This window comes from Duganella sp. BJB476, assembly GCF_003416895.1.
Taxonomy (GTDB): Bacteria; Pseudomonadota; Gammaproteobacteria; order Burkholderiales; family Burkholderiaceae_D; genus Rugamonas.
Window position 1 is genome coordinate 378262 of sequence record NZ_QVIO01000005.1, and the last position, 25771, is coordinate 404032.

Consider the following 25771-nt stretch of genomic DNA (forward strand, 5'->3'; position numbering starts at 1 on the left):
CGAGCGCCTGTTTCCAACTATTAGAGCTTAGCGCCGTGACAGGCAGGCATTCGCACATTCATTCATTCCTAAAATTAAAAATCTGGAGACACAATGAAATTGAATACTTCGAAAACAATCATCGCCGCCGTCGTAGCTGAAATGTTGATGATGATGGGCGCGTCCGCGCAAACGTCGAGCGAGGCCAAGCCGCTCGATACCGGTCCCGTTGTCGTCGTCAGCGGCATCCGCGCCTCGCTGTCCTCGTCGCTGACCACCAAGCGCATCCAGGACGGCGTGGTCGATGCGGTGTCGGCCGAGGATGCCGGCAAATTCCCGGACACGAATATCGCCGAATCCCTGCAGCGCGTTACCGGCGTGCAGATCCAGCGCAACAACGGCGAAGGCCGCTATATCTCCGTGCGCGGCCTGGGCCCGGAGTTCAACAATGTGCTGGTCAACGGCCGCACCATGACCAGCGACACCGGCGGCCGCGAATTCTCCTTCGACCTGCTGTCCTCCGACCTGATCTCGAAAGCGCTGGTCTACAAAACGTCGCAAGCCTTCCTGCCGGAGGGCGGCATCGGTTCGACGGTGGATATCCAGACCGCGCGGCCGCTGTCGGGCAAGCTGGGCCACAGCTCGGTGGTCAATGTCTCGGACTCCTACGATAGCAACTCCAAGAAGAACACGCCCAATATCAGCGGCATGTACTCGTTTGCCAATGCGGACCGCAGCTTCGGCGTGACCGGCTCTCTCTCCTACACCGACCGCGCCTCCAAGCAAAACAAAGCCGTCAACGACGCCTGGAACTACCGCGACGTGTCCATGATCAATGGCGACCTCAACTCCAAAGGGTTGACGATGGCCGACGTGACCACCAAAAAGCTCTACATGCCGCAGAGCTATGGCTTCCAGCAGGAGAACGAAAGCCGCAAGCGCCTGGTCGGCAATCTGACGGTGCAATACAACCCGTCGCCGACCTGGAAACTGACGGCGGACGCCCTGTACTCGCGCCTCGACCAAAAGAACGACGTGATCGCGTTCTCCGATTGGAACAACCCGGTGCAGCTCGGCGTCAAGTATGACTCCAACAACCAGGTCACCAGCTTCCTGCGGCCCGGTTCTATCTTCTACGCCAACAACCCGGCGCTGGCCGGTAGCGGCCAGCTGCTGGGCGAAGCCAACTCGAACGACATGATCGTCAAGGGCGGCGATCGCCTGTCCACCACGCAGGCGTTCGGCCTGAACTCGAAATGGGCGCTGGCGCCGGAGCTGAAACTGGAAGGCGATATCTCCAGCTCGCGCACCACTTCCAAGTCGCCGAATATGTGGATCGTGGCCGGCATGGTGCCCAAGAATGGCGACACGCTGACCTTCGGCGCCACCCCCGGCCTGGTGTTCGGCGACGGCATCGCCGATCCGACCGCGGTGCGCGCGCACGCCGTCTCCTATGGCGACATCCGCAATCTCGACGATCTGCAGGAAGGACGCTTCAGCCTGGCCTGGAATCACGAGATGGGCTATTTCAAGGGCATCGATACCGGCATGGCCTACTCGCAGCGCAACGTCGAGCGGACCCAGTGGAATAACGACGCCTGGAATGCCTTCAGCGGCTATCACGTCGGCTTGCCATCGTCGCTGTTCACGGTAACGCCGATGGATAACTTCCTGGGCAATGGCGCGCAGATTCCAAGCGCTTATCTCAGCTTCAATCCGTACGAGTACATGAACTATCTGAACCAGCCGTCGCTGCTGGCGCAATCCAACGATCCGGCGCTGTATCTGGACAAGAGCAAGTACCCGAACGGCCCGATGGCGATCGACTACACCAAGCCGGATATGTGGGGCGTGAAGGAGAAGGTATCGAGCTTCTTCCTGGACTCCAAATGGGAAGGCGCCGGCTGGTCGGCCAACGCCGGCATGCGCGTGGTGCACGTGAACTCGGCGTCGACCGGCATCAGCCGCGTCCTGCTGTCGGCAACCAAGAGCCCCAACGACACGACCTACATCCTGAACTGGGGCCCGACCGCCGTCAACACCGTCACCAACAGCTACAACAGCTTCCTGCCGTCCGCCAATCTGAAGTTCGACCTGACGGCGGATATGCTGCTGCGCCTGGCCGCATCGAAGACCGAGACCCGTCCGACGCTGAACCAGATGGGCGTGAGTAATTCCTACGGCGGCCGTTACGGCGACGTGCAAACCGGTGGCGGCAATCCCTACCTGAAGCCGATGCAGTCGAAGAACTACGATCTGTCGTATGAATGGTATCTGTCGAAGACCAACTACGTCAGCCTCGCCATCTTCCGCAAGGATGTCTCCAACTTCCTGGAGACCAAGATGGTGGACATGAAAATCCCGCAGTACACCGAAGTGGTTCACGACACCCGCGTGCGCAACGGACAGGAAGGCAAGATCAAGGGCGTGGAACTGGCCGGCCAGTACGCCTTCGACAACAACATCTCCTGGCTGAAGGGATTCGGCGTCGCCGCCAACTACACCTATGTGGACGCGAGCGCGACCCGCGACACCGACACCGGCGCGCCGGCCTGCGGCTATCCTGGCTTGTCGCCGCAGTCGTACAATGGCTCGGTGTTCTACGAGAACGACAAATTCCAGGCGCGGGTCAGCTACAACTGGCGCAACCACTTCTCCGTCGATTGCGGTGGCGGCAGCACCCTGCCGCGCACCCGCGCAGCCTACGGCCAGAGCGACGCCAGCCTGCGCTACAACCTGACGCCGAAGATGGCCCTGTACGCGGACTTCATCAACCTGAACAACGCCCGGATGCACGAATATGCCAACAACGAATCGCAGTTCCTTACGCTGGAAGATGTCGGCCGCCGCGCCAACGTTGGCCTGCGAGTGGCGTTCTAAATGACGCGAGCGAACCTGCCCCGCCGCCGCCTGCTGCAAGGCGCTGCTGCCGTCGCCGGCGGCGCCCTGCTGCCGATCCACGCCGGCGCGCAAGCCGCGCCGCGCTTTGCGGTCGGCGCCAGCGATTTTCTCATCGACGGCAAACCGTTCCAGATCCGCTGCGGCGAAATGCACTTCGCCCGCGTGCCGCGCGAGTACTGGACGCACCGCCTGAAAGCCATCAAGGCGATGGGCTTGAACACTGTGTGCGCTTATCTGTTCTGGAACTACCACGAGTGGCGCGAAGGGAAGTTCGACTGGAGCGGCCAGCGCGACGCGGTGGAATTCTGCCGGCTCGCGCAGCAGGAAGGGCTGTGGGTGATCCTGCGTCCCGGTCCCTACGCCTGCGCAGAGTGGGAGATGGGCGGCCTGCCGTGGTGGCTGTTGAAGAAAAATCCGGGCGACGCCTTCCTTCGCACGCGCGATCCGGCCTTTATCGACCCGGCGCGGCGCTACCTGAATGAAGTCGGCCGCGTGCTGGGGACTATGCAGGTGACCCAGGGCGGCCCGATCTTGATGGTCCAGGTGGAGAACGAGTACGGCTTCTTCGGCGAAGACCTGGACTACATGCGCGTGCTGCGCCAGGCGCTGCTCGACGCCAGGTTCGACGTGCCGCTGTTCCAGTGCAATCCGACCAACGCGGTGGCCAAGACCCATATCGCCGGCATGCTCTCGGTGGCCAACTTCGGCAGCGATCCGGCCAGCGGCTTCAAGGCGCTGGCGGCGGTGCAGCAGGCGCCGCTGATGTGCGGCGAATACTACTCGGGGTGGTTCGACACCTGGGGCAATCCGCACCGTCGCGGCGACAATACGAGCGCCGTCATCGACATCCAGGCCATGCTGAAGGCGAATGGTTCGTTCAGCCTTTACATGGCGCACGGCGGCACCACCTTCGGCCTGTGGGGCGGCTGCGATCGTCCCTTCCGGCCGGACACCACCAGCTACGACTACGACGCGCCGATCAGTGAAGCCGGATGGATGGGCGCCAAGTTCAACGCCTATCGCGAAGGCATGCGGCCGTTCCTGGCGGCGGGTGAAGTGCTGCCCGAGCCGCCGGCGCGCAATCCCGTCATGCGCATCGATGCGTTTGCGCTGAGCGAGTCGGCGCCGGTGCTGGCCAACCTGCCGGCGCGCACGATCAAGGCCGTTTCGCCGGAGCCGATCGAGCAGTACGACATCAGCCGCGGCCTGGTTGCCTATCGCGTGCGGCTGCCGGCCGGTCCGGCGGGGTTGCTCGCCGCCGCCAAGGTGCGCGACCTGGCTTGGGTCTACATCGACGGCAAGCAGGTGGGGACGCTGGATACGCGCCATCGCCGCTTCTCGGTTGCCGTGCCGGCGCGCAGCAAGGCCGTGACGGTGGAGATCCTGCTGTACACCATCGCGCGGGTGAACTTTGGGCTGGAGGTCCACGACCGCAAGGGCCTGCATGGTCCGGTGACGTTCACCACCAAGGACGGCGCGGCGCAGACGCTGGAGAACTGGGAAATCCGCGCCATCGACTTCGATGCCGATGGCGTGCTGCCGCCGCTGTCGTTCAAGCGCGGACGCACCAAAGGACCGGCCTTCTGGCACGGCGGCTTCGAGGCCGGCCGGCAGGCTGATACCTTCCTCGACATGTCGAGCTGGGGACAGGGCATCGTGTGGATTAACGGCCGTTGCCTGGGCCGCTACTGGAGCATCGGACCGACGCAGACCATGTACCTGCCCGGCCCGTGGATCAGGAAGGGCCGCAACGAAATCGTGGTGCTCGACCTGACCGGCCCACGCAGCGCCCGCATCGCCGGGTTGACGGAGCCGATACTCGACCAGCTCAATCCTGAGCTGGATCTGGCGCGGCCACCCAGCACGGTCAAGCCGGCGCTGGAAGGCGTCACGCCGGCGCAGGCGGGCGAGTTTGCCGCCGGTGGCGCGACCCAGGATGTGCTGTTCGCCGCGCCGGTCAAGGGACGCCAGTTCTGTCTTGAATCGCTGAGCGCCTTCGACGGCAAGCAGTATGCGGCGGTGGCTGAGATTTCATTGCTGGGCAAGGACGGCAAGACCATCAACCAGCAATCTTGGACGATCGCCTACGCCAGCAGCGAGGAGTTGAAGAAGGAGGATGGCTCGGCGCTCAATGCGATCAACGGCCAAGCGTCGGATCACTGGCACACCGCGTTTGCCGGTGGGACCGGCCACCCGCACCAGCTGATCATCGATCTGGGTCAGCAGGTGGAGGTGGCGGGCGTGCGCTACATGCCGCGCCAGGGGCCCGACACCGTCACCGGGCGTATCAGGCAGTACCGCATGTACGTCGCGGACAAACTGGTCCGCGAATAGCCGGTGCGGATCAGCCGGCGCGCTTGGCGGCGATGGCGTTGCCCGCGCGGCTGGCGCCTTTGCGGCCCAAGAACTGCGAAATGAACTGGCCGGCGTCGACCACGATATCGAGGTCGATGCCGGTTTCAATTCCCAGGCCCTGCATCATGTACAGCACGTCCTCGGTGGCCACGTTGCCGGTGGCGCCCTTGGCGTATGGGCAGCCGCCCAGGCCCGATACCGACGAGTGATAAATCGTGATGCCCAGCTCCAGGCTGGCGTAGATGTTGGCCAGCGCCTGTCCGTACGTGTCGTGGAAGTGGCCGGACAAGCCGTCGAGCCGGAACGCGCGGATCGCCGTCTCCATCACCGCCTGCGTCTTGCGCGGCGTGGCGACGCCGATGGTGTCGGCGATGTCGATCTCGTCGCAACCCAGGTCGCGCATGCGGCCCACGACGTCGGCCACCGCATCCAGCGGCACTTCGCCCTGATACGGGCAACCGAACGAGCAGCTGATGCTGCCGCGCAGGCGCAGGCCGTTATCCTTGGCCGCTTTCGCCACGCCTTCGAAGCGCGCGATCGATTCGGCGATCGAGCAGTTGATGTTCTTTTGCGAGAACGCTTCCGAGGCCGAACCGAAGATCACCACCTCGTCCGCCTTGGCTGCCAGCGCCGCTTCGAAGCCCTGCATGTTCGGTGTCAGCGCCGAGTAGATCACGCCCGGCTTGCGCGTGATCGCGGCCATCACCTCTTTGCTGGTGGCCATCTGCGGCACCCACTTCGGCGACACGAACGATGCCGCTTCGATGTTCTGGAAACCGGCGCTGGTCAGGCGGTTCACCAGCTCGATCTTCACTTCGGCGGGCACGCTCTCTTTTTCATTTTGCAGGCCATCGCGCGGGCCGACTTCGACGATCTTTACCTGTTTCGGCAAACTGTTCATATCAATATCCTCTATTGCGGTCGACCACGCCGGCGACGGTATCACCCTTCGCGGTCTTGCGGATTTTTTCGGCGATCTGCTGCACGCTCTCGCGGCGCAAGGTCAGCGCCGAAATGTGCGGTGTGATCGTGATGCGCGGCTCCTGCCAGAACGGATGCTGCGCCGGCAGCGGCTCGTTGCGGAACACGTCCAGCGTGGCGGCGGCGATGTGGCCGGACTTGATCAGCGCGAGCAGGTCCGGCTCGGCCACATGCGCGCCGCGCGCGACGTTAATCAGGTACGAGCCTTGCGGCAGCTTGCCCATGTTGGTGCGGTTGAGCAGGTTGTTGGTGTCCGGCGTCAGTGGCAGCATGCAGACCAGCACGCGGCTGCCGCGCAGGAAGGTGTCCAGGCCGTCGGCGCCGTGGAAGCACTGCACGCCCGGCATGCTCTTCTCGGTGCGGCTCCAGCCGCGCAGCGGGAAGCCGAACGGCGCCAGCGCCTCCAGCACGCGCTTACCCAGCACGCCCATGCCCAATACGCCGACCGCGAAATCTTCTTTCGGATGCTGCGGCAGCGGCAGCCACTGGCCGGCGCGCGCCTGGGTTTCGTACTCGTCGAAGCGGCGGAAATAACGCAGCACCGAATAGGTCACATACTCCGCCATTTGCAACGCCATGCCGGCGTCTTCCAGGCGGATGATGGGAATGTGCGGCGGCAGTGCGTCGCTGAACTTGAGCAGCGCGTCAACGCCGGCGCCGGTGACGAAGATCGCCTTGACCTGCGCCAGGTCCGGCAGCATCGCTTCCGGCGGCGACCACACAACCGCGTAGTCGCATGCCTGGCACTTTTCGCCGGCATGCCAGATTTCGACTTCGGCTTCCGGAAGGTACTTGGCAAAGTCCTTGATCCAAGGCTCGGTCTTGCCGTCCGCCCGATGTAAAAGAATACGCATGATGTCCTCCTTTACGCCGTCTTGAACGCCAGCAGCGGCGCCCCGTCGGCCACCTGGTCGCCCACGCTGTACAGGATTTCGTCGACCACGCCATCGTGCGGCGCGGCGATGGTGTGTTCCATTTTCATGGCTTCCATGATGACCAGGGCGTCGCCCTTCTTCACTTCCTGTCCTTTGGTGGCCAGCACCGCGACCACCTTGCCCGGCATGGGCGCGGTCAGGCGGCCGCCTTCGGCCTCGGTCTCGCCGGCGTGCGCCATCGGATCGTTGTAGGCCAGCGGATAGTGCGCGCCGTTGGTGAACACGTGCAGCATGTCGCCGTCGCGGCGCACGGTGCCGTGTACCGCCTGCTCGCCCAGCTTGATGCTGAAGTCATTTCCGTCCTGCGACATCAGGCTCAGTACCTGCGGCTGCGCCGTGCCGACGCTGAACAGCCAGTCGGTGGCGCGGTAGCTGACGTTGACGCCATACGGCTTGGCCGCCGCGAATTCGTCGCCGAAGGACAGCGCGCGCACGTACGGATGGTTCATGCGCCAGCCCAGCGCCTGGCCCCAAGGATCGGCGGCGTTGGGGCCGGATTGCGCGGCGGAGCGGTCCTTTTCGGATTCGATCAGAGACACGGCGGCCAGCGCCAGTGCTGCATCCGGCGCAGCTTGCGCGGCCGGGAACAGCGCGTCGTGATTGCGTTCGATCAGGCCCGTGTCCAGGTCGGCCGTCGAGAAGGCCTGGCCTTCGACCAGGCGTTTCAGGAAGGCGATGTTGGTGGCCAGGCCGACGATCTGGTACTGCGACAGCGCTTGCGCCATGCGGGCCAAGGCCTGCTTGCGGTCCGCGCCCCAGACGATCAGCTTGGCGATCATCGGATCGTAGAACGGCGAGATCGCATCGCCGGCGCGCACGCCGGAATCGATACGCACGCCGGCCGGCAGGTTGACGGCGCCGCCCAGCTCAAAGGCGACCGCGCCCGGCGTTTCCATGTGGCGCAGCGTGCCGATCGACGGCAGGAAGCCCTTCTCTGGATTCTCGGCGTAGATACGGGCTTCGATCGAGTGGCCGTTGATGGCCAGTTCGTGCTGCTGTTTCGGCAGCGGCTCGCCGGCGGCCACGCGCAGCTGCCATTCCACCAGGTCGGTCCCGGTGATCATTTCGGTGACCGGGTGTTCGACTTGCAGGCGGGTGTTCATCTCCATGAAGTAGAACGAGCCGTCCTGGTTGGCGATGAACTCCACCGTGCCGGCGCCGACGTAGCCGACGGCCTTGGCGGCGGCGACGGCGGCCTCGCCCATCGCTGCGCGGCGTTCGGCCGGCATGTTCGGCGCAGGCGCTTCTTCCAGCACTTTCTGGTGGCGGCGTTGCACCGAGCAATCGCGCTCGAACAGGTAGATGCAGTTGCCGAGGGTATCGGCAAACACCTGGATTTCAATGTGGCGCGGACGCTGGAGGTATTTCTCCGCCAGCACCTTGTCGTCGCCGAAGGAACTGATCGCCTCGCGTTTGCACGATGCCAGCGCGTCCTTGAACTGCGCCGAGTTCTCGATCACGCGCATGCCCTTGCCGCCGCCGCCGGCCGAAGCCTTCAGCAGCACCGGGTAGCCGATCTTGTCGGCCTGCGCGTGCAGGAAGTCGGCGTCCTGCTGTTCGCCGTGGTAGCCGGGCACCAGTGGCACGTTGGCCTTCTCCATCAGCTGCTTGGCGGCGGACTTGGAGCCCATCGCGCGCATCGCCGATGCAGGCGGGCCAATGAACACCAGGCCCGCTTCGGCGCAGGCGTCGGCGAATTCGGCGTTCTCGGACAGGAAGCCATAGCCCGGATGGATCGCTTGCGCGCCGGTGGCCTTGGCGACGGCGATGATTTTCTCGCCGCGCAGATAGCTTTCCTTGGCGGCTGCAGGGCCGATCAGCACCGCTTCGTCGCACACTGCGACGTGCTTGGCATTGGCGTCCGCTTCCGAGTACACGGCGACGGTCTTGATGCCCATGCGGCGCGCGGTAGCGGCTACACGGCAGGCGATTTCACCACGGTTGGCGATCAGTATTTTTGTAAACATGGTCTCTCTCTTTGCAGCTTGTGGCTGGAAGTTTTTTTATCGTGTGGTGTATCGACGGGCTGGATTAGCAGCCGCACTTCTCCTTCGGTGCCGAGTCCAGCACGGCACCGCGGGTTTTCAGGCCCAATTTGTTCAACAGCGCGCGGTCGTCTTCCGCTTCCGGGTTATCGGTGGTCAGCAGCTTGTCGCCGTAGAAGATCGAATTGGCGCCGGCCAGGAAGCACATGGCTTGCACCGCTTCGCCCATCTGGCGGCGGCCTGCCGACAGACGCACGCGCGCCTTCGGCATCGTGATGCGGGCGACGGCGATGGTGCGCACGAATTCGAACGGGTCCAGCGGGTCCATGCCGTACAGCGGTGTGCCTTCCACCTGCACCAGGTGGTTGACCGGAACCGATTCAGGATACGGATTCAGGTTGGCCAGCTGCGCGATCAAGCCGGCGCGCTGCAAGCGCGACTCGCCCATGCCGACGATGCCGCCGCAGCAAACCTTCAGGCCAGCTTCGCGGATGCGGCCCAGCGTGTCCAGGCGGTCCTGGTATTCGCGGGTCGAGATCACGTTGTCGTAGAACTCAGGCGCGGTGTCCAGGTTGTGATTGTAGTAATCGAGGCCGGCGGCCTTCAGGCGCTCGGCCTGTTTTTCTTCCAGCATGCCCAGCGTGGCACAGGTTTCCAGGCCCAGCGCCTTCACTTCGCGCACCATCTCTTCGACCTTGTCCATGTCGCGGTCTTTAGGGCTGCGCCATGCGGCGCCCATGCAGAAGCGGGTGGCGCCGTTGTCCTTGGCCTGCTTGGCTGCGTCCAGCACGGTGTCGATGTCGAGAATCTTCTTGGCTTCGACGCCGGTGTCGTAGCGCGCCGCCTGCGGGCAGTAGCCGCAGTCTTCCTCGCAGCCGCCGGTCTTGATCGACAGCAGCGTGGCCAGTTCGACGTCGCCGTCAGGGAAGTTGGTGCGGTGGGTTTGCTGTGCGCGGAACATCAGGTCATTGAACGGCAGGTCGAACAAAGCCATCACGTCATCCAGCGGCCACGTCGCGGCAGGCGGCAAGGTGATGGCGGCCGTCGGACGGTGCAGCGCTACGGTTTTCGGTTCTTGGAGGGTGTTCTGGGACATCGTGATTCCTTCTTCGTTCAAAGTTTGTTTTGAGCTGGCCAATTTGGCAGCTGCGTAAAATCGATATATGCGGCGGCGGCTTGCGCGCCGGGTTCGGCCAGGCGCGGCACGCGGCCCAGCAGCGGTGCGCTGATGCGTTGCTCCAGTGCGGCGACGTTTTCGTCGGCGAAGGCCATGTCGTCCTGCGTTTCGTTGGCGACCCAGCCGGCCAGCCGCAGGCCGCGCGCTTCGATCGCTTCCACCGTCAGCAGCGCGTGGCTGATGCAGCCCAGCCGCAGGCCGACCACCAGCACTACCGGCAGGTCGAGCTGCTCGGCCAGGTCGGCGGTGTCGAAATCATCGTTCAGCGGCACGCGGAAACCGCCCACGCCTTCCACCACCGTCGCATCGGAGGCGGCGTTGATTTCGACGTAGGCCGCCAGGATGGGCACTGGCGAAATCGTCACGCCTTCCAGCGCGGCGGCGATGTGCGGCGCGGCAGGCTCCTTCAGCAGGAAAGGCGTGGTGATCGATTGCGGCAGGTGGACATTGCCGGCGGCGGCCAGCTGGTCGCAGTCGTCGTTGTGCAAAACGCCGTCGCGCAGTTCGGCGCCGGCGGCCACCGGCTTCATGCCGCAGGCGCGCACGCCGGCCTGCACCAGCGCATGCAGCATCGCCGATGAGATCAGCGTCTTGCCGATTTCGGTGTCGGTGCCGGTGACAAAACAGCTGAAACGCGGCGGGATGCCGGTGGCGGCGGGCGCCGGTTGCACCTGCGTGCGCGGTGTGTCCACAGCTATGACGGGATCGTCGAGACTCATATCAAGTCCTTTCCAATGCATTGATCGCGGCTATCAGCTTCGCGACTTCCATGCTGCTATGCCCTGCGGACAGCGTCACGCGCAGGCGCGAGGTGCCTGGCGCCACGGTCGGCGGACGGATGGTGCCGACCCACAGGCCCTGCTCGTACAGGGCCGCGCCGGCGCGCATGGTCTCGGCATTATCGCCGATCAGGATGGGCTGGATCGCAGTCATCGAGGGCAGGCGCTGCCAGCGCTTCAGGCGCAGGCCATCGTCCAATTGTGCCACCAAAGCTTGCAGCTGTGCGCGGCGGTTGCGGCCTTCGTCGCCTTCCAGCAGTTCAAGGCTGGTCAGCAGCGCGTGCGCCAGCGCCGGCGGCGTGGCGGTGGTGAAGATGTAGGGACGGGCTTTCTGGATCAGCGTTTCGATCACCGTCTCGTGCGCGGCGACGAAAGCGCCGCTGACGCCGGCCGCCTTGCCCAGCGTGCCCATATAGACCAGGTTGGGCGAACGCAGGTCGAAGTGCTCCAGCGCGCCGTGGCCGTTGGCGCCCAGCGTGCCGAAGCCGTGGGCGTCGTCCACCACCAGCCAGGCGCCGTATTGTTCGCACAAGGCCAGCAACTGCGGCAGCGGCGCCAGGTCGCCGTCCATGCTGAAGACGCTGTCCGTCACTACCAGCTTGGTAGCGGCCTTGGACGCGGCCAGCATCTGCGCCAGCGCTTCCAGGTCGGCATGCGGGTAGACCTTGACGTTGGCGCGCGACAGGCGGGCGCCGTCGATCAGCGAGGCGTGGTTCAGCGATTCGGAGAAGATGTCGGCGTCGCGGTCGCCGGCGGTCAGGCCGGTGACGATGGCCAGGTTGGCCATGTAGCCGGTGCAGAAGGTTAGCGCGCGCGGCGACACCAGATGGGCGCCGACGAATTCCACCAGGCGCTCTTCCAGCATGGCGTGGGCGCGACCGTGGCCGCTGATCAGGTGCGAGGCGCCGCTGCCGACGCCATACATCGCCGCGCCTTCCTGCAACGCGAGTTTGATCTTGCGGTGGTTGGCCAGACCCAGGTAGTCGTTGGTGCAGAAGGCCAGCAGTTCGCGGCCGCCCACCGACACGCGCGGACCACAGGGCGTGTCGACCGTGCGGCGGGTGCGGATCAGGTCCTGTTCTTCCAGCGCTTGCAGCTGCTGCTTGAGTTGGTTCAGCATTTCCATGGTCAGCCCGCCATCACTTTGTCGAACACGGCCAGCGTGTTGGCGGCGAGGCCGTCGATTTCCTCGTCGTTGAGGATATACGGCGGCATCATGTAGACGGTGGAGCCGATGGGGCGCATCAGCAGCTCGTGCTCCACCGCCGTGGCGAAGAAGCGGCGTGAGAAGTCCGGCGTGGCGTCGATGGCGTCGAAGGCCCAGATCATGCCGCGTTGGCGGAAGTTGCGCACCTGCTTGTGCTGCGCCAGCGGTTGCAGCGCTGCGGTCAGGCGCGCGGCTTTCACGCGGTTGGCGGCCAGTACATCGTCTTCCTCGAAGATTTGCAGCGTCGCCAGCGCGGCGCGGCAGGCCAGCGGGTTGCCGGTGTACGAGTGCGAGTGCAGGAAGCCGCGCGTGACGTCGTTGCTGTAGAAGGACTGGTAGATCTCGTCGCGCGTCATCACCAGCGACAGCGGCAGGTAGCCGCCGCTGATGCCCTTCGACAGGCACAGGAAGTCCGGCCATACGCCGGCCTGCTCGCAGGCGAAGAAGGTGCCGGTGCGGCCGCAGCCGACGGCGATTTCGTCGAGGATCAGGTGTACCGAGTGGCGGTCGCACAGTTCGCGCACCAGCTTCAGGTACAGCGGGTCGTGCATCGCCATGCCGGTGGCGCATTGCACCAGCGGTTCGATGATGATGGCGGCGATCTTGTCGGCGCGTTCGATGAACAGGCGTTCGACGTCGGCGGCGGCTTTGTGGGCCATGTCTTCGGCGGTTTCGCCGGGAGCCGCATTGCGGGCGTCCGGCGACATCACGGTTTGCGAGGCGCGCAGCAGCGGGCCGTAGGCATCCTTGAACAGGGCGACGTCGGTGACGGCCAGGGCGCCGATGGTCTCGCCGTGGTAGCTGCCCTTGAGGCAGACGAATTCCTGCTTGCCGCTCTTGCCGTTGTTGCGCCAGGAGTGGAAGCTCATCTTCAGCGCGATTTCCACGGCCGATGCGCCGTCGCTGGCGTAGAAGCTATGGCCGAGCACATGGCCGGTCAGCGCCGACAGTTTTTCCGACAGCTCGATCACCGGTTCGTGCGTGAAGCCGGCCAGCATCGCGTGTTCCAGCGTGTCCAGCTGGTCCTTCAGCGCGGCGTTGATGCGCGGGTTGGCGTGGCCGAACAGGTTCACCCACCAGGAGCTGATCGCATCGAGGTAGCGGCGGCCTTCATGGTCGTACAGCCACGCACCCTTGCCGCTCTTGACCGGAATCAGGGGCACAGTCTCGTGGTGTTGCATCTGGGTGCACGGATGCCATACGCTGCGCAGGCTGCGTGCTACCCAGTCGCTTTGTTTATTCAATTCCAAAGAAGCTCCAAACTATTTTTTTGTTCTCCCCGCTGCGCGGGGAGAACGGTATTAACTCAGCCATGACGGCTTGCGCTTCTCAAGGAACGAGGCCACGCCTTCGCGGCCCTGTTCCGAGGCGCGGATATGGGCGATGCGCTCGGCGGTATCGGCCAGCAGCGCATCGTTGACGGTTTGCCCAACCACGTCGCGCACCAGCACCTTGGCTTGCTGCACGGCGTTCGGGCTGTTGTTGACCAGCGCCTTGACGATTTCCGCTACTTTGGCGTCGAGCGCGTCGGCGGCCACCACTTCGTGCGCGAAGCCGATGCGCAGCGCTTCCTGTGCGCCGAATCGCTCGGCGGTCAGGAAGTAGCGGCGCGATGCGTTCTCGCCTATGGCCTTGATCACATATGGCGAAATGGTGGCGGGGATCAGTCCCAGTTTCACTTCGCTCAGGCAGAAATTGGCCTGGTCGACCGCGACGATGATGTCGCACGCGGAGACCAGCCCCATGCCGCCGGCGTAGCAATCGCCCTGCACCTTGGCCACCACGGGCTTGGGACACAGGTAGATCGTGCGCAGCATCTCCGCCAGTTGCAGAGCGTCGGCGTGGTTTTCGGCGTGCGTGTAGCCCGCCATTTTTTTCATCCAGTTCAAGTCGGCGCCGGCGCAGAAGGCCGGGCCGTTCGCCGCCAGCACAATCGCGCGCAAGTCTGCTTCGGCACCGAGCTCGCCGAAGGCTTGCGTGATCTCGGCGATAGTGGTTTCGTTGAAGGCGTTGCGCACGTCCGGGCGGTTCAGCGTGACGGTGGCGACCTTGCCTTCGCGGCTGATGGTCAGCGTGGTAAAGCCGATCTCTAAGCTCATCTCTAGTCCTTGATCGTGTATTTGATTTCGGTCGGCATGCCGACGCTTTGCAGGAAGCGCGTGGTCTCGGGCAGCCAGATGGCGACGCCGTCCGCGCTGGAGCTCATGCCGTGCGCGTCGCGCTTGAACGGTCCGTAGGCCACCAGCTGCGCCTTGCCGCCGCCGGCGGTGTAGGCCGCGTACATATCGGCCGCCAGCTTGGGGCCGAAGTGCTGGTCGTTGGCGCCGTAGAACCAGATGCTTGGCGTGGTGCTCACCGCCCCATAGGCCTTGAAGGCATCGACCAGCGCGGTCTTCCAGTCGCAGTGGGAGCGGCTGTTGACGCCACCGGCGAAGTTAATGATGCCCTGCACGCCGCTGATGTTATGGCTGCCGGCGGCGATCGCGGTCAGGCCGCCGTGCGACTGGCCGGCCAGGATCACATGCTGCTGGTCGGCCCATGGCTGCTTCATTACGTAGGCCATGGCGGAGTACAGCGATGCAGCCTGCTGTTCGCCGTTTTCCGTAGCCTGGCAGTGCGAGTTGGCGTAGGTGCCGCCCGAGCCGGCAAAACCCAGCCGCATCGGGATCACCACCGCGTAGCCACGCTTGATAAACTCGCGGCTGATGACCGGATAGCGCGCCCGCTCCTGCTGGTGAGCGTCGCCGCCGGCTTTACCGTGATTCATGAACAGCACCGGGAACGGACCGTCGCCCGGCGGCTTGTAGATGGTGGTTTGCAGCGTGATGTCGGCGCCGGCTATCCTGGCGGGGATGGCGATGACCTGCTCGCCCATGCTCGCATCGACCACCGGCAGCGGGCCGGCCTGCGCCGAGGCGCAAGCCGCCACCAGCAGCAGCGCTGCCAGTCCGTGACGGTATCGGGTCTGCATGGTCATCGTCCGCTTACATCCTGAAGACGCCGAACTTGGTGTCCGGGATTTCGGCATTGAGCGCGGCCGACAGGCCCAGGCCCAGCACCATGCGGGTGTCGGCCGGGTCGATCACGCCGTCGTCCCACAGGCGCGCGGTGGCGTAGTATGGGTGGCCCTGGTGTTCGTATTGATCCTTGATCGGCTGCTTGAACGCGGCTTCTTCCTCCGCCGTCCACGAGCCGCCCTTGCCTTCGATACCGTCGCGCTTGACCGTGGCCAGCACCGACGCCGCCTGGTCGCCGCCCATGACGGAGATGCGGGCGTTAGGCCACATCCACATGAAGCGCGGTGAGAAGGCGCGGCCGCACATGCCGTAGTTACCGGCGCCGAAGCTGCCGCCGATGATGACGGTGAACTTGGGCACGGCGGCCGTCGCCACTGCCGTCACCATCTTGGCGCCGTTGCGGGCGATGCCTTCGTTTTCGTATTTGCGGCCGACCATGAAGCCGGTGATATTTTGCAGGAACACCAGCGGGATCTTGCGTTGCGCGCACAGCTCGATGAAGTGCGCGCCCTTCAGTGCGGACTCGGAGAACAGGATGCCGTTGTTGGCGATGATGCCGACCTTCATGCCGAAGATGTGGGCGAAGCCGCAGATCAGCGTGGTGCCGTAGCGCGCCTTGAATTCATCGAATTCGCTGCCGTCGACGATGCGGGCGATGACTTCGCGCACATCGAACGGCTTGCGGGTGTCGACCGGGATCACGCCGTACAGTTCTTCGGTGGCGTACTTCGGTTCCGCCGCCTCGCGCAACGCGCCCTGCTGCGGCTTGGTGCGGTTCAGATTCGATACGATGGTACGCGCCAGCGACAGCGCATGCAGATCGTTCTGCGCCAGGTGGTCGGCCACGCCGGACAAACGGGTGTGGACGTCGCCGCCGCCCAGGTCTTCAGCGGTGACCACTTCGCCGGTGGCTGCCTTCACCAGCGGCGGGCCGCCGAGGAAGATGGTGCCCTGTTCCTTGACGATGATCGATTCGTCGCTCATCGCCGGCACGTAGGCGCCGCCGGCGGTGCAGGAGCCCATCACCACCGCGATCTGCGGGATGCCCTTGGCCGACAGGTTGGCCTGGTTGTAGAAGATGCGGCCGAAGTGGTCGCGGTCCGGGAAGACGTCGTCCTGGTTCGGCAGGTTGGCGCCGCCCGAGTCGACCAGGTAGATGCACGGCAGGTTGTTCTGGTCGGCGATCTCCTGCGCGCGCAGGTGCTTCTTGACCGTGATCGGGTAGTAGGTGCCGCCCTTGACGGTGGCGTCGTTACAGACGATCACGCATTCCTGGCCGGCCACGCGGCCGATGCCGGTGATGATGCCGGCGGCCGGCGCGGCGTCGGCGCCGTTGGCGTCCTGGTACATGCCGTAGGCCGCCATCTGCGACAGTTCGAGGAAAGGCGTGCCGGGATCGAGCAGCATCTGCACGCGGTCGCGCGGCAGCAGTTTGCCGCGGGCGACGTGCTTGGCCGATGCCGCCTCGCCGCCGCCGAGGGCGATCTTGGCGACCTTGTCGCGCAGGTCATCGACGACGGCCTGCATGGCGGCCACGTTGGCTTTGAAATCCTCGCTGCGGGGATTGAGTTTGCTTTCGATCTGCGGCATTGCTTTTCCTTTTTCTGCGCGGTGTCTCCGCCGCGTCCTGATGATTTATTCTGGAAAACTACCGTCAACGTAAAACCAGCGCAGCCCGCCTTCGGCCGGCTCGCGTACAAAATTGCTAATTTCGTGCAGACGCTGGGCCCGGCCATTGGTCTTGAACCGTGCCACAAACTCCACCGTATCCGTGGTCAGGTCGGCATCTTCTGCTTTACGTTGACGTAAACGTAAAGCAGATTTTACCTCAAGTCCCAGCCACTGCAATTTTTCTTCGTTGCTCATAATCGGCTCGGCCGGACGGGTGCTGGCGTGCCAGGTGGCCATCAGGTAGGGCTCGTTGCGCTGGACATAGGCGGTATAGCGCGAACGCATCAGCGTTTCGGCGGTCGGCGGGATGGCCGCGCCGTCGATATACGGGCCGCAGCAGCTTGCCAGGGAGGGGCCGCCGCAGGGGCAGGCCGCGGGGGCGGTGGACTTCTTGGACATGAATTCAGGTGGTCGGGCTGGTGTGGCGATCCAGCATTATCCGCCAAATAGCCGCATTCCGCCGGGCTTGCCGTTATGCTATGTGTACAAATATTGTTATTTTCAACGTCCTGATGCGTACATGTTTTCTGTAACGCTATTACACTAGAGGCGTGAGGAGATTTGAATGAGCCAGACCAGTTTTGAATTCAAGGCGGATGCCAATGACAGTACGCCGCTGTACATGCAAATTGCCCGCAAATTAAGCGATGATGTGCATAACGGCCGCTACCAGGTGGACCAGGCGCTGCCGTCCGAGCGGACCTTGTCGGAGTTGCTGAACGTGTCGCGGGTGACCGCGCGCAAGGCCATCGACCAGCTGGTGGACCAGGGATTGGTGGTGCGCCGTCGCGGATCGGGCAATTATATTGCGCCGCGCATCGAGCAGCCGCTGTCCAACCTGACCAGTTTTTCCGAACAATTGCAGCAGCGCGGCCACATCCCCGGTTCGCGCTGGCTCAAGCGCGCGGTGGTGACGCCGACGCCGGAAGAGCAGCTGAGCCTGGGCCTGTCGCCGTATTCCAAGGTGGCGCGGCTGGAGCGTTTGCGCCTGGCCGACGACGTGGTGATGGCGTACGAGGTGTCGGTGCTGCCGCAGACCGTGCTGAACGACCCGAACGCGGTCGGCGCCTCGCTGTACCAGTACCTGGAAAGCATAGGCCAGGCGCCGGCGCGGGCCTTGCAGCACATCCGCGCGATGAACGCTTCGGCCGAGCTGGCCAAGCAATTGGGTGTTCCCGAGGGGCAGGCGGTGCTGTACATTACCCGTATTGCCTATCTGGAATCGGGCGAGGCGATGGAGTTGACTCACTCGTATTGCCACAGCGATCACTATGACTTCGTCGCGGAGATGCGTCGCGCTACGTAATTTAAAACCTATGCTAAAAACCGAAACGCCGAGTACGCAGCACGCGCAGCTGGATCAATATTCGGTTGAGGCATTGGTGGCGGCGCTGGTCGAGGACCAGACCCACGCGCTGCGGGCGGTGCAAGCCGCCGAGCCCAGCATCACCGCCGCCGTGCAGTCGATGGCGCCGCGCATTGCCGCCGGCGGACGGCTGATCTATGTCGGCGCCGGCACCTCGGGGCGGCTGGGCATACTCGACAGCGTGGAGCTGTTCCCTACTTTCTCATGGCCGCATGAGCGCGCCATTGCCTTGCTGGCCGGCGGCCTCGGCGCCATGTTCGAGGCGGTGGAGGGGGCGGAGGATGATCGCGCCAAGGGCGCTTCCGATCTGCGCCTGCTCTATCCGGTCTACAACGACGTGGTGTTACTGGTGGCGGCGTCGGGCACCACGCCGTATGTGCTGGGCGCCTTGCAGGCGGCGCGCACGGTGGGGGCTTTGACGGTCGGCATCGCCAACAACGTCGGCACGCCGCTGACGGCGGGCGCCGACATCGGCATCACCATCGACACCGGGCCGGAAGTGATCTCCGGCAGCACGCGGCTGAAGGCGGGCACGGCGCAGAAGATCGTGTTGAACACCTTGTCGAGCGCGCTGATGGTGCGCTTGAACAAAGTCTACGGCAACCTGATGGTGGACATGCACGCCACCAACGTCAAGCTGGTCGAGCGCGCGGTGCGGCTGACCATGCACGCCACCGGCGTCGATGCCGACATCGCGCGCGGCGTGCTGGAGCGCTGCCACTTCCACGTCAAGGTCGCGATCGTCGCGTTGCTGAAAAACACCTCCATCGAAGACGCGCAAAACCTGCTCGACGCATCGGACGGCAATGTCCGTCGGGCTTTGACGCCATGATCGAGATACGGGCGGTAGCGCAAGAGGATTACGACGCCTGGCATTTGTTATGGCTGGGGTACAACAAATTCTACGGTCGCCATGGCGATACGGCGCTTCCTGAGGAAATCACCCGCACGACATGGTCGCGCTTTTTCGACGAGAGCGAGCCGGTGCATGCGCTGGTGGCTGTGCATGAGGGCCAGTTGGTCGGCCTCGCCCACTATCTCTACCATCGCGGCACGACACAGATAGGCCTCAGTTGCTACATGCAGGACTTGTTCACCGCTGAAGCCGCCAGAGGCCAGGGCGTGGCGCGCAAGCTGATTGAGGCAGTGTACGAGCAAGCCCGTGCCGCAGGCAGTCCGAGGGTCTACTGGCAAACCCACGAAACCAACCACACCGCCATGCAGCTGTATGACAAAGTCGCGGACAAGTCCGGCTTCATCGTCTACCGCAAGCTGCTGTAGCCAATCACACCTGACTGCGGGGCGCCCTCAACGCTGCGGTTAAATCCGAAAGCGTGATCATCAGCGTCATAGCGTCCAGCGGCGAAACAACGAAACCGACTTGCTCATAGAACGATTTGGCCGCCGGTGTCAGTGCGTGCGTGATGATGCCACGGATACCGATTGATTCGGCGGCTTGAAGAATGCGATAGCTGGCATCTCGAACCAATGCGCGCCCCAGCATTCTGCCTTGAAGACGCTTGTCGATGGCGATGCACCGCTCGCCTGATTTTGCATGGCGCGACGTTTAAGCCATACATCCAGGCTATCGACTCCGCACGAAAAGCGATTGGTGGCATGCTGGCTGGTCATCGGCTCCGGTGGCCGTATGATCATTTTTTATTCCAAGGCGCCTTGGTTTGCATGGTTTCAAGAAGGTGCGCGTTGGGTGCGGGGGGCATATCCAGCCTTGCCAGGAACTCCGCGTAGGCTTCCGGCGTTACGACAATATTGACTTGGTTCAGTAGCGCGTCGTCTGCTGCTCGCCGTAAGGCATCGAGGATGAAATCGTTGCTATTTTTGCCAGAGGCTTTGGCGGCGCGCTCGATGAGGTTGCGTTCTTTCGAACCCATGCGTATGGTGAGCGTTTCTGGCGTGTTTTGGGTATCGGCTGGTGTGGACATGTCTCGATCTCCGATGGCTGTCTGAATTGTAGTCCGAATTTTGCCGAACAAAATCGAAGGATGTATGGATCGAGCGCAACAACGCAGTGCCTGGGCTTGGGTGCCTAGTATTTCATTTAGCCAGGCTGTGCCTTACGTCGCGGTGATGATGTTGTCGACGGTGATGTACAAGAATCTCGGCGTGTCCAATACCGACCTGGCGTTTTATACCGCGTGGCTGTACCTGCCGTGGGTGATCAAGCCGCTGTGGTCGCCCGTCGTGGAGTTGTTCGGCACCAAGCGGCGCTGGATCGTCTTGCTTCAGCTGCTGACCGGCGCGGCGCTCGCTTCCGTGGCGCTGACCTTGCATCTGCCGGACTTCTTCCGCATGAGCCTGGCCTTGCTGTGGCTGATGGCGTTCAGCTCGGCCACCCACGATATCGCCTCCGACGGCTACTACATGCTCGGCTTGCCGACCCAGCACCAGCAGGCCGCGTTCGTCGGCGTGCGCAGCGCGTTCTACAAGCTGGCGATGATCGCCGGACAAGGCGGCCTGGTCTACCTCGCCGGCAAGCTGGCCACGTCCAGCGGCGATCCCGCCTGGGCCTGGTCGGTGGTGTTCTGCGCGATGGCGGCCTTGATGCTGGCCTTGAGCGCGTATCACCAGCTGATTCTGCCCCGCCCGGATTCCGACCGCAGCCACGCAGGCGGCGGCGCGTTGTGGAAGGATTTCCTGCGCACTTTCCACAGTTTCTTCCAGAAGCCGGGCATCAAGGCCACGTTGGGCTTCCTGCTGCTGTACCGCCTCGGCGAGGCGCAGTTGCTGAAGATGGCGGCGCCCTTCCTGCTCGATCCGCGCGCGCAAGGTGGCCTCGGCCTGAGCACCGAGACTTTCGGCGTGGTCTACGGCACCGTCGGCGTGTGCGCGCTGGTGCTGGGCGGGCTGAGCGGCGGCGTGGTGATTTCCCGATTCGGCCTCAAGCGTAGCCTGTTGCCGATGGTGTTCATCATGCACGTGCCGGACCTGGTGTTCGTCTACCTGGCCACCGCGCTGCCGACCAACACCGTGCTGATCTCCGCCTGCCTCGCGGTGGAGCAGTTCGGCTACGGTTTCGGCTTCTCGGCCTTCCTGCTGTACATGGTGCTGGTGGCGGACGGCGAGCACAAGACCGCGCATTACGCCATCTGCACCGGCTTCATGGCCCTCGGCATGATGTTGCCGGGCATGATCAGCGGCTGGATACAGCAGCACCTGGGTTATCAACATTTCTTCATCTGGGCCTGCATTTCGACCCTGCCCGCGTTCGCGATGACGGCGTTGGTACGGATCGATTCAGAGTTCGGCAAAAAATAAGCGCCCAGCGCATTACAATACGGTGCTCAACAGATTCGGGGAATGGTTTTGGTTTTTAATGCAAAGAAGCGGCTGACGCTGACAGCCGGCATGGCCGGCGCCCTGGCCGTGCTGCTGGATGGTTGTTCCAGCACACCGATAACGCCTGCCCCGCCAACCGGCGCCACGCCGCGTCCGCCGGCGGCCGGCGTCCCTGCGCCAGCGGCACCGTTCGATATGAATATGCCGCCACCGGCGCCGCGCGAGTTCCGCGCAGCCTGGGTGTCGACCGTGGCCAACATCGATTGGCCTAGCCGCAGCAACCTGACCATGGCCAAGCAGCAGGCCGAAGCGCTCGCCATCCTCGACCGCGCGCAGGCGCTGAACCTGAACGCCATCGTGCTGCAAGTGCGGCCGAGCGCGGATGCGATATATCCGTCCGAACTAGAGCCGTGGTCCGAGTTCCTGACCGGCCAGCAGGGCCGCGCGCCGGCCACCGCCTGGGATCCGCTGCAATTCTGGATCGAGCAGGCGCACGCGCGCGGGCTGGAGCTACATGCCTGGTTCAATCCCTACCGCGCCCGCCACGCCACGGCCAAGTCGCCGCTGGCGCGCAACCACATCGGCAGCACCAATCCCGACGTGGTCAAATCCTACGGCCGCTACCTGTGGATGGATCCGGGCGAAGCCGCCGCCTCGCAGCACACGCTGGACGTGGTGCTGGACGTGGTGCGCCGCTACGATATCGACGGCGTCCACATCGACGATTATTTCTATCCCTACCCGATCGACACGGCCGCCAGCACGGCCGGCCCGGAAGGCGTGGCGCTGGACGCCGGCGTCGGCCAGAAGCAGGAGCTGGAGTTCCCGGACCAGCCGTCGTGGCAGCACTATCTGCTGGGCGGCGGCACGCTGGACCGCGCCGGCTGGCGCCGCCAGAACGTCAATTCGCTGATCGAGGCGATGTACCTCGGCATCCACAAGGAAAAGAGCTGGGTGCGCTTCGGCATCAGTCCGTTCGGCATCGGCCGCCCGGACCGGCGCCCGGCCGGCATTGTCGGCTTCAGCCAGTACGACAAGCTGTATGCGGACGCCGAACTGTGGCTGGCCAACGGCTGGCTCGACTACCTGGCGCCGCAGCTGTACTGGCCGGTGGCGCAGGCGCCGCAAGCGTTCGACGTGCTGCTCGACTACTGGCTGGCGCAGAACACTCGCGCGCGCCACGTCTGGCCGGGCCTGTACACCAGCCGCATCGACAACAGCGCCAAGGCGTTCGCGCCGGAAGAGATCGTCAAGCAGATCGGCGTCACGCGCAGCCGCGCCGGCGTGCAGGGCCACCTGCATTTCAGCATCGCGGCGCTGATGGACAACCGCAAGGGCATCGCTGATCAACTGCGGACGCAGACCTATCAGACTGCCGCGCTGGCCCCGGCCAGTCCGTGGCTGGGCTCGGATCTGCCGCTGGCGCCGAGCGTTGCCGTGCGGCGCGAAGGCAATGGCGTGGGGCTGAAATTGTCTGCCGGCGGCGGCAAGCCGGTCGCGCATTATGCGATCTGGTCACGCTACGGTTCGGAATGGCGCTTCGCGGTGGCGCCCGCCTCGCGTGCGGTGCTGCTGTTGCCGGACGATGCGACGGCAGGCGCGGCGCAGGCGGTGGTGGTCAGCGCCATCGACCGCTTGGGTAATGAAAGCGAACGTATCAGCGTCATGCGCTGACTATCACGGAGCGACATATGAGCGAGCTGGGACTGGGCATCGACGCGGGCGGCACGCAAACCCGCTGGGCGTTGGCCGATGCGGCAGGTGCGATCGTGGCCGAGGGCGCGGTGGCCGGCATGTCCGCCACGCAGATGGGCAACACCGCCGGCCGCGACGCGGTACGCGGCATCTTCTCGATGCTGGCGACCCAGGTGCTGGCGGTGGGCAAGCCGCTGGGCGTGTGCGCCGGCCTGACCGGCTTCGACGGCCTGGCCACGCTGCCCGCGCAATGGCTGGCGGAACTGCTGCAAGTCGCGCCGCCAGCGGTAACGCTGCGCAACGACGTGGAAATCGCCTATCTCGACAGTTTCGCGCCCGGCGAAGGCTATCTGGTCTACGCCGGCACCGGCTCCATCGCCGCCTGGATCGCCGAGGACGGCGTGTTCCACCGCGCCGGCGGACGCGGCGTCACGCTGGACGACGGCGGCGGCGGCTTCTGGATTGCGCGCGAAGCCATGCGCCACATCTGGCGGCTGGAGGACGAGCAGCCCGGCGTCTGGCAGCAATCGCCGATGGCATGCGCGGTGTTCGAGCAGGTCGGCGGCAGCGACTGGGCCTTGTCGCGCCAGTTCATCTATGGCCAGGACCGGGGCGCCATCGGCCGCCTAGCCTTGGCCGTGGCCGCCAGCGCCGATGCCGATCCGGTGGCGCGCGCCATCCTCGAACAGGCGGGCCAGGAGCTGGCGCGCATAGCGCTGGCGCTGGTGGGCCGCTATGGTCCGCGCCCGCTGGTGCTGAGCGGACGTGCCGCCATGCTGCATCCGCTGATCGCGCAGGCGATGCGCGCGGCGCTGCCGCCGGAACTGTCGCTGCGGCAAAAAGAAGCGCAGTCGCACCACGCTGCGGCCCGCATTGCTCTACACTCATGCAATTGAACCGCTGCCGAGACCGCCAATGATGAAGATTCTTCCGCTTGCCGCCCTGTCCACCGCCGTCGCCCTGCTGGCAGGCTGCGCCACCGCGCCACCCGCCGGCCCACGCCTCGATACGACGTTGAGCGCGCGCAGCCAGAGCGATCGCATCAAGTACATCATCATCCACTACACGGTCAGTGACCTGCCGCGTTCGATCAAGATCCTGACCCAGCAGGAAGTCAGCGCCCACTACCTGCTGACCGATACGGAGCAGCCGTTCTTCTACACGCTGGTGGACGAGTCGCGCCAGGCCAATCATGCGGGGCTGAGCAGCTGGAAGATCTACAACCAGCTCAATTCGGCGTCGATCGGCATCGAGATCGTCAATCCGGGTTTTGTCGAAACGCCGCAGGGCCGCGTGTATGCGCCGTTCCCGCAGGCGCAGATCGACCAGCTGATTTTGCTGTTGAAGCAGATCGTGGCGCGCCACGACATCAAGCCGGAAAATATCCTTGGCCACAACGATATCGCGCCGCAGCGCAAGCAGGACCCCGGCCCGAAATTCCCGTGGAAGCAGCTGGCCGACGCCGGCCTGGTCGCGTGGCCGGAAGCGAGCCGCGTGGCGGCGCGCCTGCCGGGCTTCCAGGAGCAGTTGCCGGACGTGGCATGGTTCCAGCGCAAGCTGGCCCAGCACGGCTACGCGGTGCCGCAGACGGGCGAGATGGACCAGGCCACCCGCAACGTGATGGTGGTGTTCCAGTCCAAATACCGCCAGTCGCTGTATGACGGTGTGCCGGATGCGGAAACGGCGGCCATCCTCGATGTGCTGACCAGTCCGCTGCCTGCCATGCAAATGGCGATCCCGCCGACGGTGATGCCGCCGCCGCAACCGGCGCCGGGCACCGTGCCGACTGAATAATTTGCACGGAGCGCCGCATGGCTTTCACCATCACCTGTGAAGAAATTGCCGGCCATCCCGATTTCCGGCGTCTCGACAGCATAGACGGCATCGCCGTCGAGCTGCGCTACGCCACGCCGGATAATTTTGTCGGCCGCGATTTGTATTCGCCGCTCGATTGCGCCTGGCTGCACAACAATGCGGCAGCGGCGCTGGAGAAGGTGGTGGCGTGGCTGGCCGAACGTCGGCCCGATTGCAAGGTGTTGGTGCTGGACGCCTTGCGTCCGCAGCGCGTGCAGGAGCAGCTGTGGCTGGCGCTGCAAGGCACGGAGCTGCTGGGCTACATCGCCGATCCGGCGCGCGGCTCCATCCATTCCTTCGGCATGGCGCTGGACCTGACTTTGCTGGACGCGCAAGGCCGCGAGCTGGACATGGGCACCGGTTTCGATGATTTGTCCGAACGCTCGCATCCGGCGCTGGAGGCTGAACTGCTGGCGCGCGGCGAATTGACGGCGCAGCAGATCGCCAACCGCCAGCTGCTGCGCGACGCCATGTTGCAGGCCGGCTGGGTCGGCATCAACAGCGAATGGTGGCACTTCGATTGCGGCGACCGTTTGCTGGTGCGCCGCGACTACATCCGCGTACTGTAGTGG

At 64.5% G+C, this 25771-nt stretch carries 23 protein-coding genes; 10 read left to right on the top strand and 13 right to left on the bottom strand.

Features of this window, described 5'->3' with window-relative positions; translation table 11 throughout:
• Window positions 1–93 precede the first annotated feature (93 nt).
• Both D0T21_RS21550 and D0T21_RS21555 read left to right on the top strand, forming a co-directional pair.
• Window positions 94–2859 (top strand): TonB-dependent receptor, encoded by a 2766-nt coding sequence (locus tag D0T21_RS21550; RefSeq protein ID WP_116991351.1) that lies wholly within the window; start codon window positions 94–96, stop codon window positions 2857–2859.
• Window positions 2860–5214, top strand: a complete 2355-nt coding sequence (locus D0T21_RS21555) for a beta-galactosidase (RefSeq protein ID WP_116994512.1) — start codon at window positions 2860–2862, stop codon at window positions 5212–5214.
• 10 nt (window positions 5215–5224) lie between these two features.
• On the opposite strand, the gene D0T21_RS21560 is transcribed toward D0T21_RS21555, so the two are convergent.
• From D0T21_RS21560 to D0T21_RS21610, 11 genes are all read right to left on the bottom strand, one after another.
• A complete protein-coding gene (locus tag D0T21_RS21560; RefSeq protein WP_116991353.1) occupies window positions 5225–6136 on the bottom strand; it encodes a hydroxymethylglutaryl-CoA lyase in 912 nt (303 codons plus the stop codon).
• A 1-nt stretch (window position 6137) separates the two neighbouring features.
• Window positions 6138–7070: a glyoxylate/hydroxypyruvate reductase A gene (locus tag D0T21_RS21565; protein ID WP_116991354.1), complete on the bottom strand. Its 933-nt coding sequence runs from the start codon at window positions 7068–7070 to the stop codon at window positions 6138–6140.
• Between the two features lie 11 nt (window positions 7071–7081).
• Entirely contained in the window at window positions 7082–9118 is a 2037-nt protein-coding gene (locus D0T21_RS21570) for an acetyl/propionyl/methylcrotonyl-CoA carboxylase subunit alpha (RefSeq protein ID WP_116991355.1), read from the bottom strand.
• Between the two features lie 64 nt (window positions 9119–9182).
• On the bottom strand, window positions 9183–10232 hold the full coding sequence (bioB, locus tag D0T21_RS21575; RefSeq protein WP_116991446.1) for a biotin synthase BioB: 1050 nt from the start codon (window positions 10230–10232) through the stop codon (window positions 9183–9185).
• 17 nt (window positions 10233–10249) lie between these two features.
• Window positions 10250–11032, bottom strand: a complete 783-nt coding sequence (bioD, locus tag D0T21_RS21580) for a dethiobiotin synthase (RefSeq protein ID WP_116991356.1) — start codon at window positions 11030–11032, stop codon at window positions 10250–10252.
• Window position 11033: 1 nt separating this feature from the next.
• Window positions 11034–12218: an 8-amino-7-oxononanoate synthase gene (gene bioF / locus D0T21_RS21585; protein ID WP_116991357.1), complete on the bottom strand. Its 1185-nt coding sequence runs from the start codon at window positions 12216–12218 to the stop codon at window positions 11034–11036.
• A 2-nt stretch (window positions 12219–12220) separates the two neighbouring features.
• Window positions 12221–13549, bottom strand: a complete 1329-nt coding sequence (gene bioA / locus D0T21_RS21590; RefSeq protein ID WP_116991358.1) for an adenosylmethionine--8-amino-7-oxononanoate transaminase — start codon at window positions 13547–13549, stop codon at window positions 12221–12223.
• A gap of 51 nt (window positions 13550–13600) precedes the next feature.
• A complete protein-coding gene (locus D0T21_RS21595) occupies window positions 13601–14398 on the bottom strand; it encodes an enoyl-CoA hydratase/isomerase family protein (RefSeq protein WP_116994513.1) in 798 nt (265 codons plus the stop codon).
• 2 nt (window positions 14399–14400) lie between these two features.
• Entirely contained in the window at window positions 14401–15270 is an 870-nt protein-coding gene (locus D0T21_RS21600) for a dienelactone hydrolase family protein (protein WP_229211587.1), read from the bottom strand.
• A gap of 13 nt (window positions 15271–15283) precedes the next feature.
• On the bottom strand, window positions 15284–16906 hold the full coding sequence (locus D0T21_RS21605; RefSeq protein WP_020703867.1) for a carboxyl transferase domain-containing protein: 1623 nt from the start codon (window positions 16904–16906) through the stop codon (window positions 15284–15286).
• 45 nt (window positions 16907–16951) lie between these two features.
• The gene (locus tag D0T21_RS21610; protein ID WP_116991361.1) at window positions 16952–17386 is read right to left on the bottom strand and encodes a YchJ family protein; all 435 of its coding nucleotides are present in this window, start codon (window positions 17384–17386) and stop codon (window positions 16952–16954) included.
• A gap of 166 nt (window positions 17387–17552) precedes the next feature.
• Here D0T21_RS21610 and D0T21_RS21615 point away from each other — a divergent pair, with 166 nt between their 5' ends.
• The 3 genes from D0T21_RS21615 to D0T21_RS21625 are packed head-to-tail and all read left to right on the top strand — an operon-like array spanning window position 17553 to window position 19634.
• Complete coding sequence (locus D0T21_RS21615) at window positions 17553–18293, top strand: GntR family transcriptional regulator (RefSeq protein ID WP_008443158.1); 741 nt, start codon at window positions 17553–17555, stop codon at window positions 18291–18293.
• Between the two features lie 10 nt (window positions 18294–18303).
• A complete protein-coding gene (murQ, locus tag D0T21_RS21620) occupies window positions 18304–19185 on the top strand; it encodes an N-acetylmuramic acid 6-phosphate etherase (protein WP_116991362.1) in 882 nt (293 codons plus the stop codon).
• Window positions 19182–19634, top strand: coding sequence for a GNAT family N-acetyltransferase (locus D0T21_RS21625; RefSeq protein WP_116991363.1), 453 nt, complete (start codon window positions 19182–19184; stop codon window positions 19632–19634). Before murQ ends, D0T21_RS21625 begins: the two co-directional genes overlap by 4 nt.
• A gap of 4 nt (window positions 19635–19638) precedes the next feature.
• Here D0T21_RS21625 and D0T21_RS32535 read toward each other — a convergent pair whose 3' ends face one another.
• Window positions 19639–19857: a GNAT family N-acetyltransferase gene (locus D0T21_RS32535; RefSeq protein WP_229211588.1), complete on the bottom strand. Its 219-nt coding sequence runs from the start codon at window positions 19855–19857 to the stop codon at window positions 19639–19641.
• Between the two features lie 148 nt (window positions 19858–20005).
• Window positions 20006–20296: a DUF1778 domain-containing protein gene (locus D0T21_RS21635; RefSeq protein ID WP_199538517.1), complete on the bottom strand. Its 291-nt coding sequence runs from the start codon at window positions 20294–20296 to the stop codon at window positions 20006–20008.
• 64 nt (window positions 20297–20360) lie between these two features.
• Here D0T21_RS21635 and D0T21_RS21640 point away from each other — a divergent pair, with 64 nt between their 5' ends.
• From D0T21_RS21640 to D0T21_RS21660, 5 genes are read left to right on the top strand one after another with little or no spacing between them, the layout of a single operon-like run.
• Window positions 20361–21629: an MFS transporter gene (locus tag D0T21_RS21640; RefSeq protein ID WP_116991364.1), complete on the top strand. Its 1269-nt coding sequence runs from the start codon at window positions 20361–20363 to the stop codon at window positions 21627–21629.
• Between the two features lie 42 nt (window positions 21630–21671).
• Window positions 21672–23324, top strand: coding sequence for a glycoside hydrolase family 10 protein (locus D0T21_RS21645; RefSeq protein WP_116991365.1), 1653 nt, complete (start codon window positions 21672–21674; stop codon window positions 23322–23324).
• A gap of 17 nt (window positions 23325–23341) precedes the next feature.
• On the top strand, window positions 23342–24241 hold the full coding sequence (locus D0T21_RS21650) for an N-acetylglucosamine kinase (RefSeq protein ID WP_116991366.1): 900 nt from the start codon (window positions 23342–23344) through the stop codon (window positions 24239–24241).
• Window positions 24242–24263: 22 nt separating this feature from the next.
• Complete coding sequence (locus D0T21_RS21655; RefSeq protein WP_199538524.1) at window positions 24264–25139, top strand: N-acetylmuramoyl-L-alanine amidase; 876 nt, start codon at window positions 24264–24266, stop codon at window positions 25137–25139.
• Between the two features lie 17 nt (window positions 25140–25156).
• Window positions 25157–25768, top strand: coding sequence for a M15 family metallopeptidase (locus tag D0T21_RS21660; RefSeq protein WP_116991368.1), 612 nt, complete (start codon window positions 25157–25159; stop codon window positions 25766–25768).
• Window positions 25769–25771: the final 3 nt, after the last annotated feature.

Excerpts from the sequence above, each read along its gene's own strand:
- D0T21_RS21625 (WP_116991363.1), top strand. The coding sequence starts at position 19,182 with ATGATCGAGATACGGGCGGTAGCGCAAGAGGATTACGACGCCTGGCAT.
- D0T21_RS21650 (WP_116991366.1), top strand. The coding sequence starts at position 23,342 with ATGAGCGAGCTGGGACTGGGCATCGACGCGGGCGGCACGCAAACCCGC.
- D0T21_RS21610 (WP_116991361.1), bottom strand. The coding sequence starts at position 17,386 with ATGTCCAAGAAGTCCACCGCCCCCGCGGCCTGCCCCTGCGGCGGCCCC.
- D0T21_RS21635 (WP_199538517.1), bottom strand. The coding sequence starts at position 20,296 with ATGTCCACACCAGCCGATACCCAAAACACGCCAGAAACGCTCACCATA.
- D0T21_RS32535 (WP_229211588.1), bottom strand. The coding sequence starts at position 19,857 with ATGCTGGGGCGCGCATTGGTTCGAGATGCCAGCTATCGCATTCTTCAA.
- D0T21_RS21565 (WP_116991354.1), bottom strand. The coding sequence starts at position 7,070 with ATGCGTATTCTTTTACATCGGGCGGACGGCAAGACCGAGCCTTGGATC.
- D0T21_RS21570 (WP_116991355.1), bottom strand. The coding sequence starts at position 9,118 with ATGTTTACAAAAATACTGATCGCCAACCGTGGTGAAATCGCCTGCCGT.
- bioB (WP_116991446.1), bottom strand. The coding sequence starts at position 10,232 with ATGTCCCAGAACACCCTCCAAGAACCGAAAACCGTAGCGCTGCACCGT.
- D0T21_RS21615 (WP_008443158.1), top strand. The coding sequence starts at position 17,553 with ATGAGCCAGACCAGTTTTGAATTCAAGGCGGATGCCAATGACAGTACG.
- D0T21_RS21660 (WP_116991368.1), top strand. The coding sequence starts at position 25,157 with ATGGCTTTCACCATCACCTGTGAAGAAATTGCCGGCCATCCCGATTTC.
- D0T21_RS21605 (WP_020703867.1), bottom strand. The coding sequence starts at position 16,906 with ATGCCGCAGATCGAAAGCAAACTCAATCCCCGCAGCGAGGATTTCAAA.
- D0T21_RS21600 (WP_229211587.1), bottom strand. The coding sequence starts at position 15,270 with ATGCAGACCCGATACCGTCACGGACTGGCAGCGCTGCTGCTGGTGGCG.
- D0T21_RS21645 (WP_116991365.1), top strand. The coding sequence starts at position 21,672 with ATGGTTTTGGTTTTTAATGCAAAGAAGCGGCTGACGCTGACAGCCGGC.
- D0T21_RS21655 (WP_199538524.1), top strand. The coding sequence starts at position 24,264 with ATGAAGATTCTTCCGCTTGCCGCCCTGTCCACCGCCGTCGCCCTGCTG.
- D0T21_RS21550 (WP_116991351.1), top strand. The coding sequence starts at position 94 with ATGAAATTGAATACTTCGAAAACAATCATCGCCGCCGTCGTAGCTGAA.
- D0T21_RS21560 (WP_116991353.1), bottom strand. The coding sequence starts at position 6,136 with ATGAACAGTTTGCCGAAACAGGTAAAGATCGTCGAAGTCGGCCCGCGC.
- bioD (WP_116991356.1), bottom strand. The coding sequence starts at position 11,032 with ATGAGTCTCGACGATCCCGTCATAGCTGTGGACACACCGCGCACGCAG.
- bioF (WP_116991357.1), bottom strand. The coding sequence starts at position 12,218 with ATGGAAATGCTGAACCAACTCAAGCAGCAGCTGCAAGCGCTGGAAGAA.
- D0T21_RS21640 (WP_116991364.1), top strand. The coding sequence starts at position 20,361 with ATGGATCGAGCGCAACAACGCAGTGCCTGGGCTTGGGTGCCTAGTATT.
- D0T21_RS21555 (WP_116994512.1), top strand. The coding sequence starts at position 2,860 with ATGACGCGAGCGAACCTGCCCCGCCGCCGCCTGCTGCAAGGCGCTGCT.
- D0T21_RS21595 (WP_116994513.1), bottom strand. The coding sequence starts at position 14,398 with ATGAGCTTAGAGATCGGCTTTACCACGCTGACCATCAGCCGCGAAGGC.
- murQ (WP_116991362.1), top strand. The coding sequence starts at position 18,304 with ATGCTAAAAACCGAAACGCCGAGTACGCAGCACGCGCAGCTGGATCAA.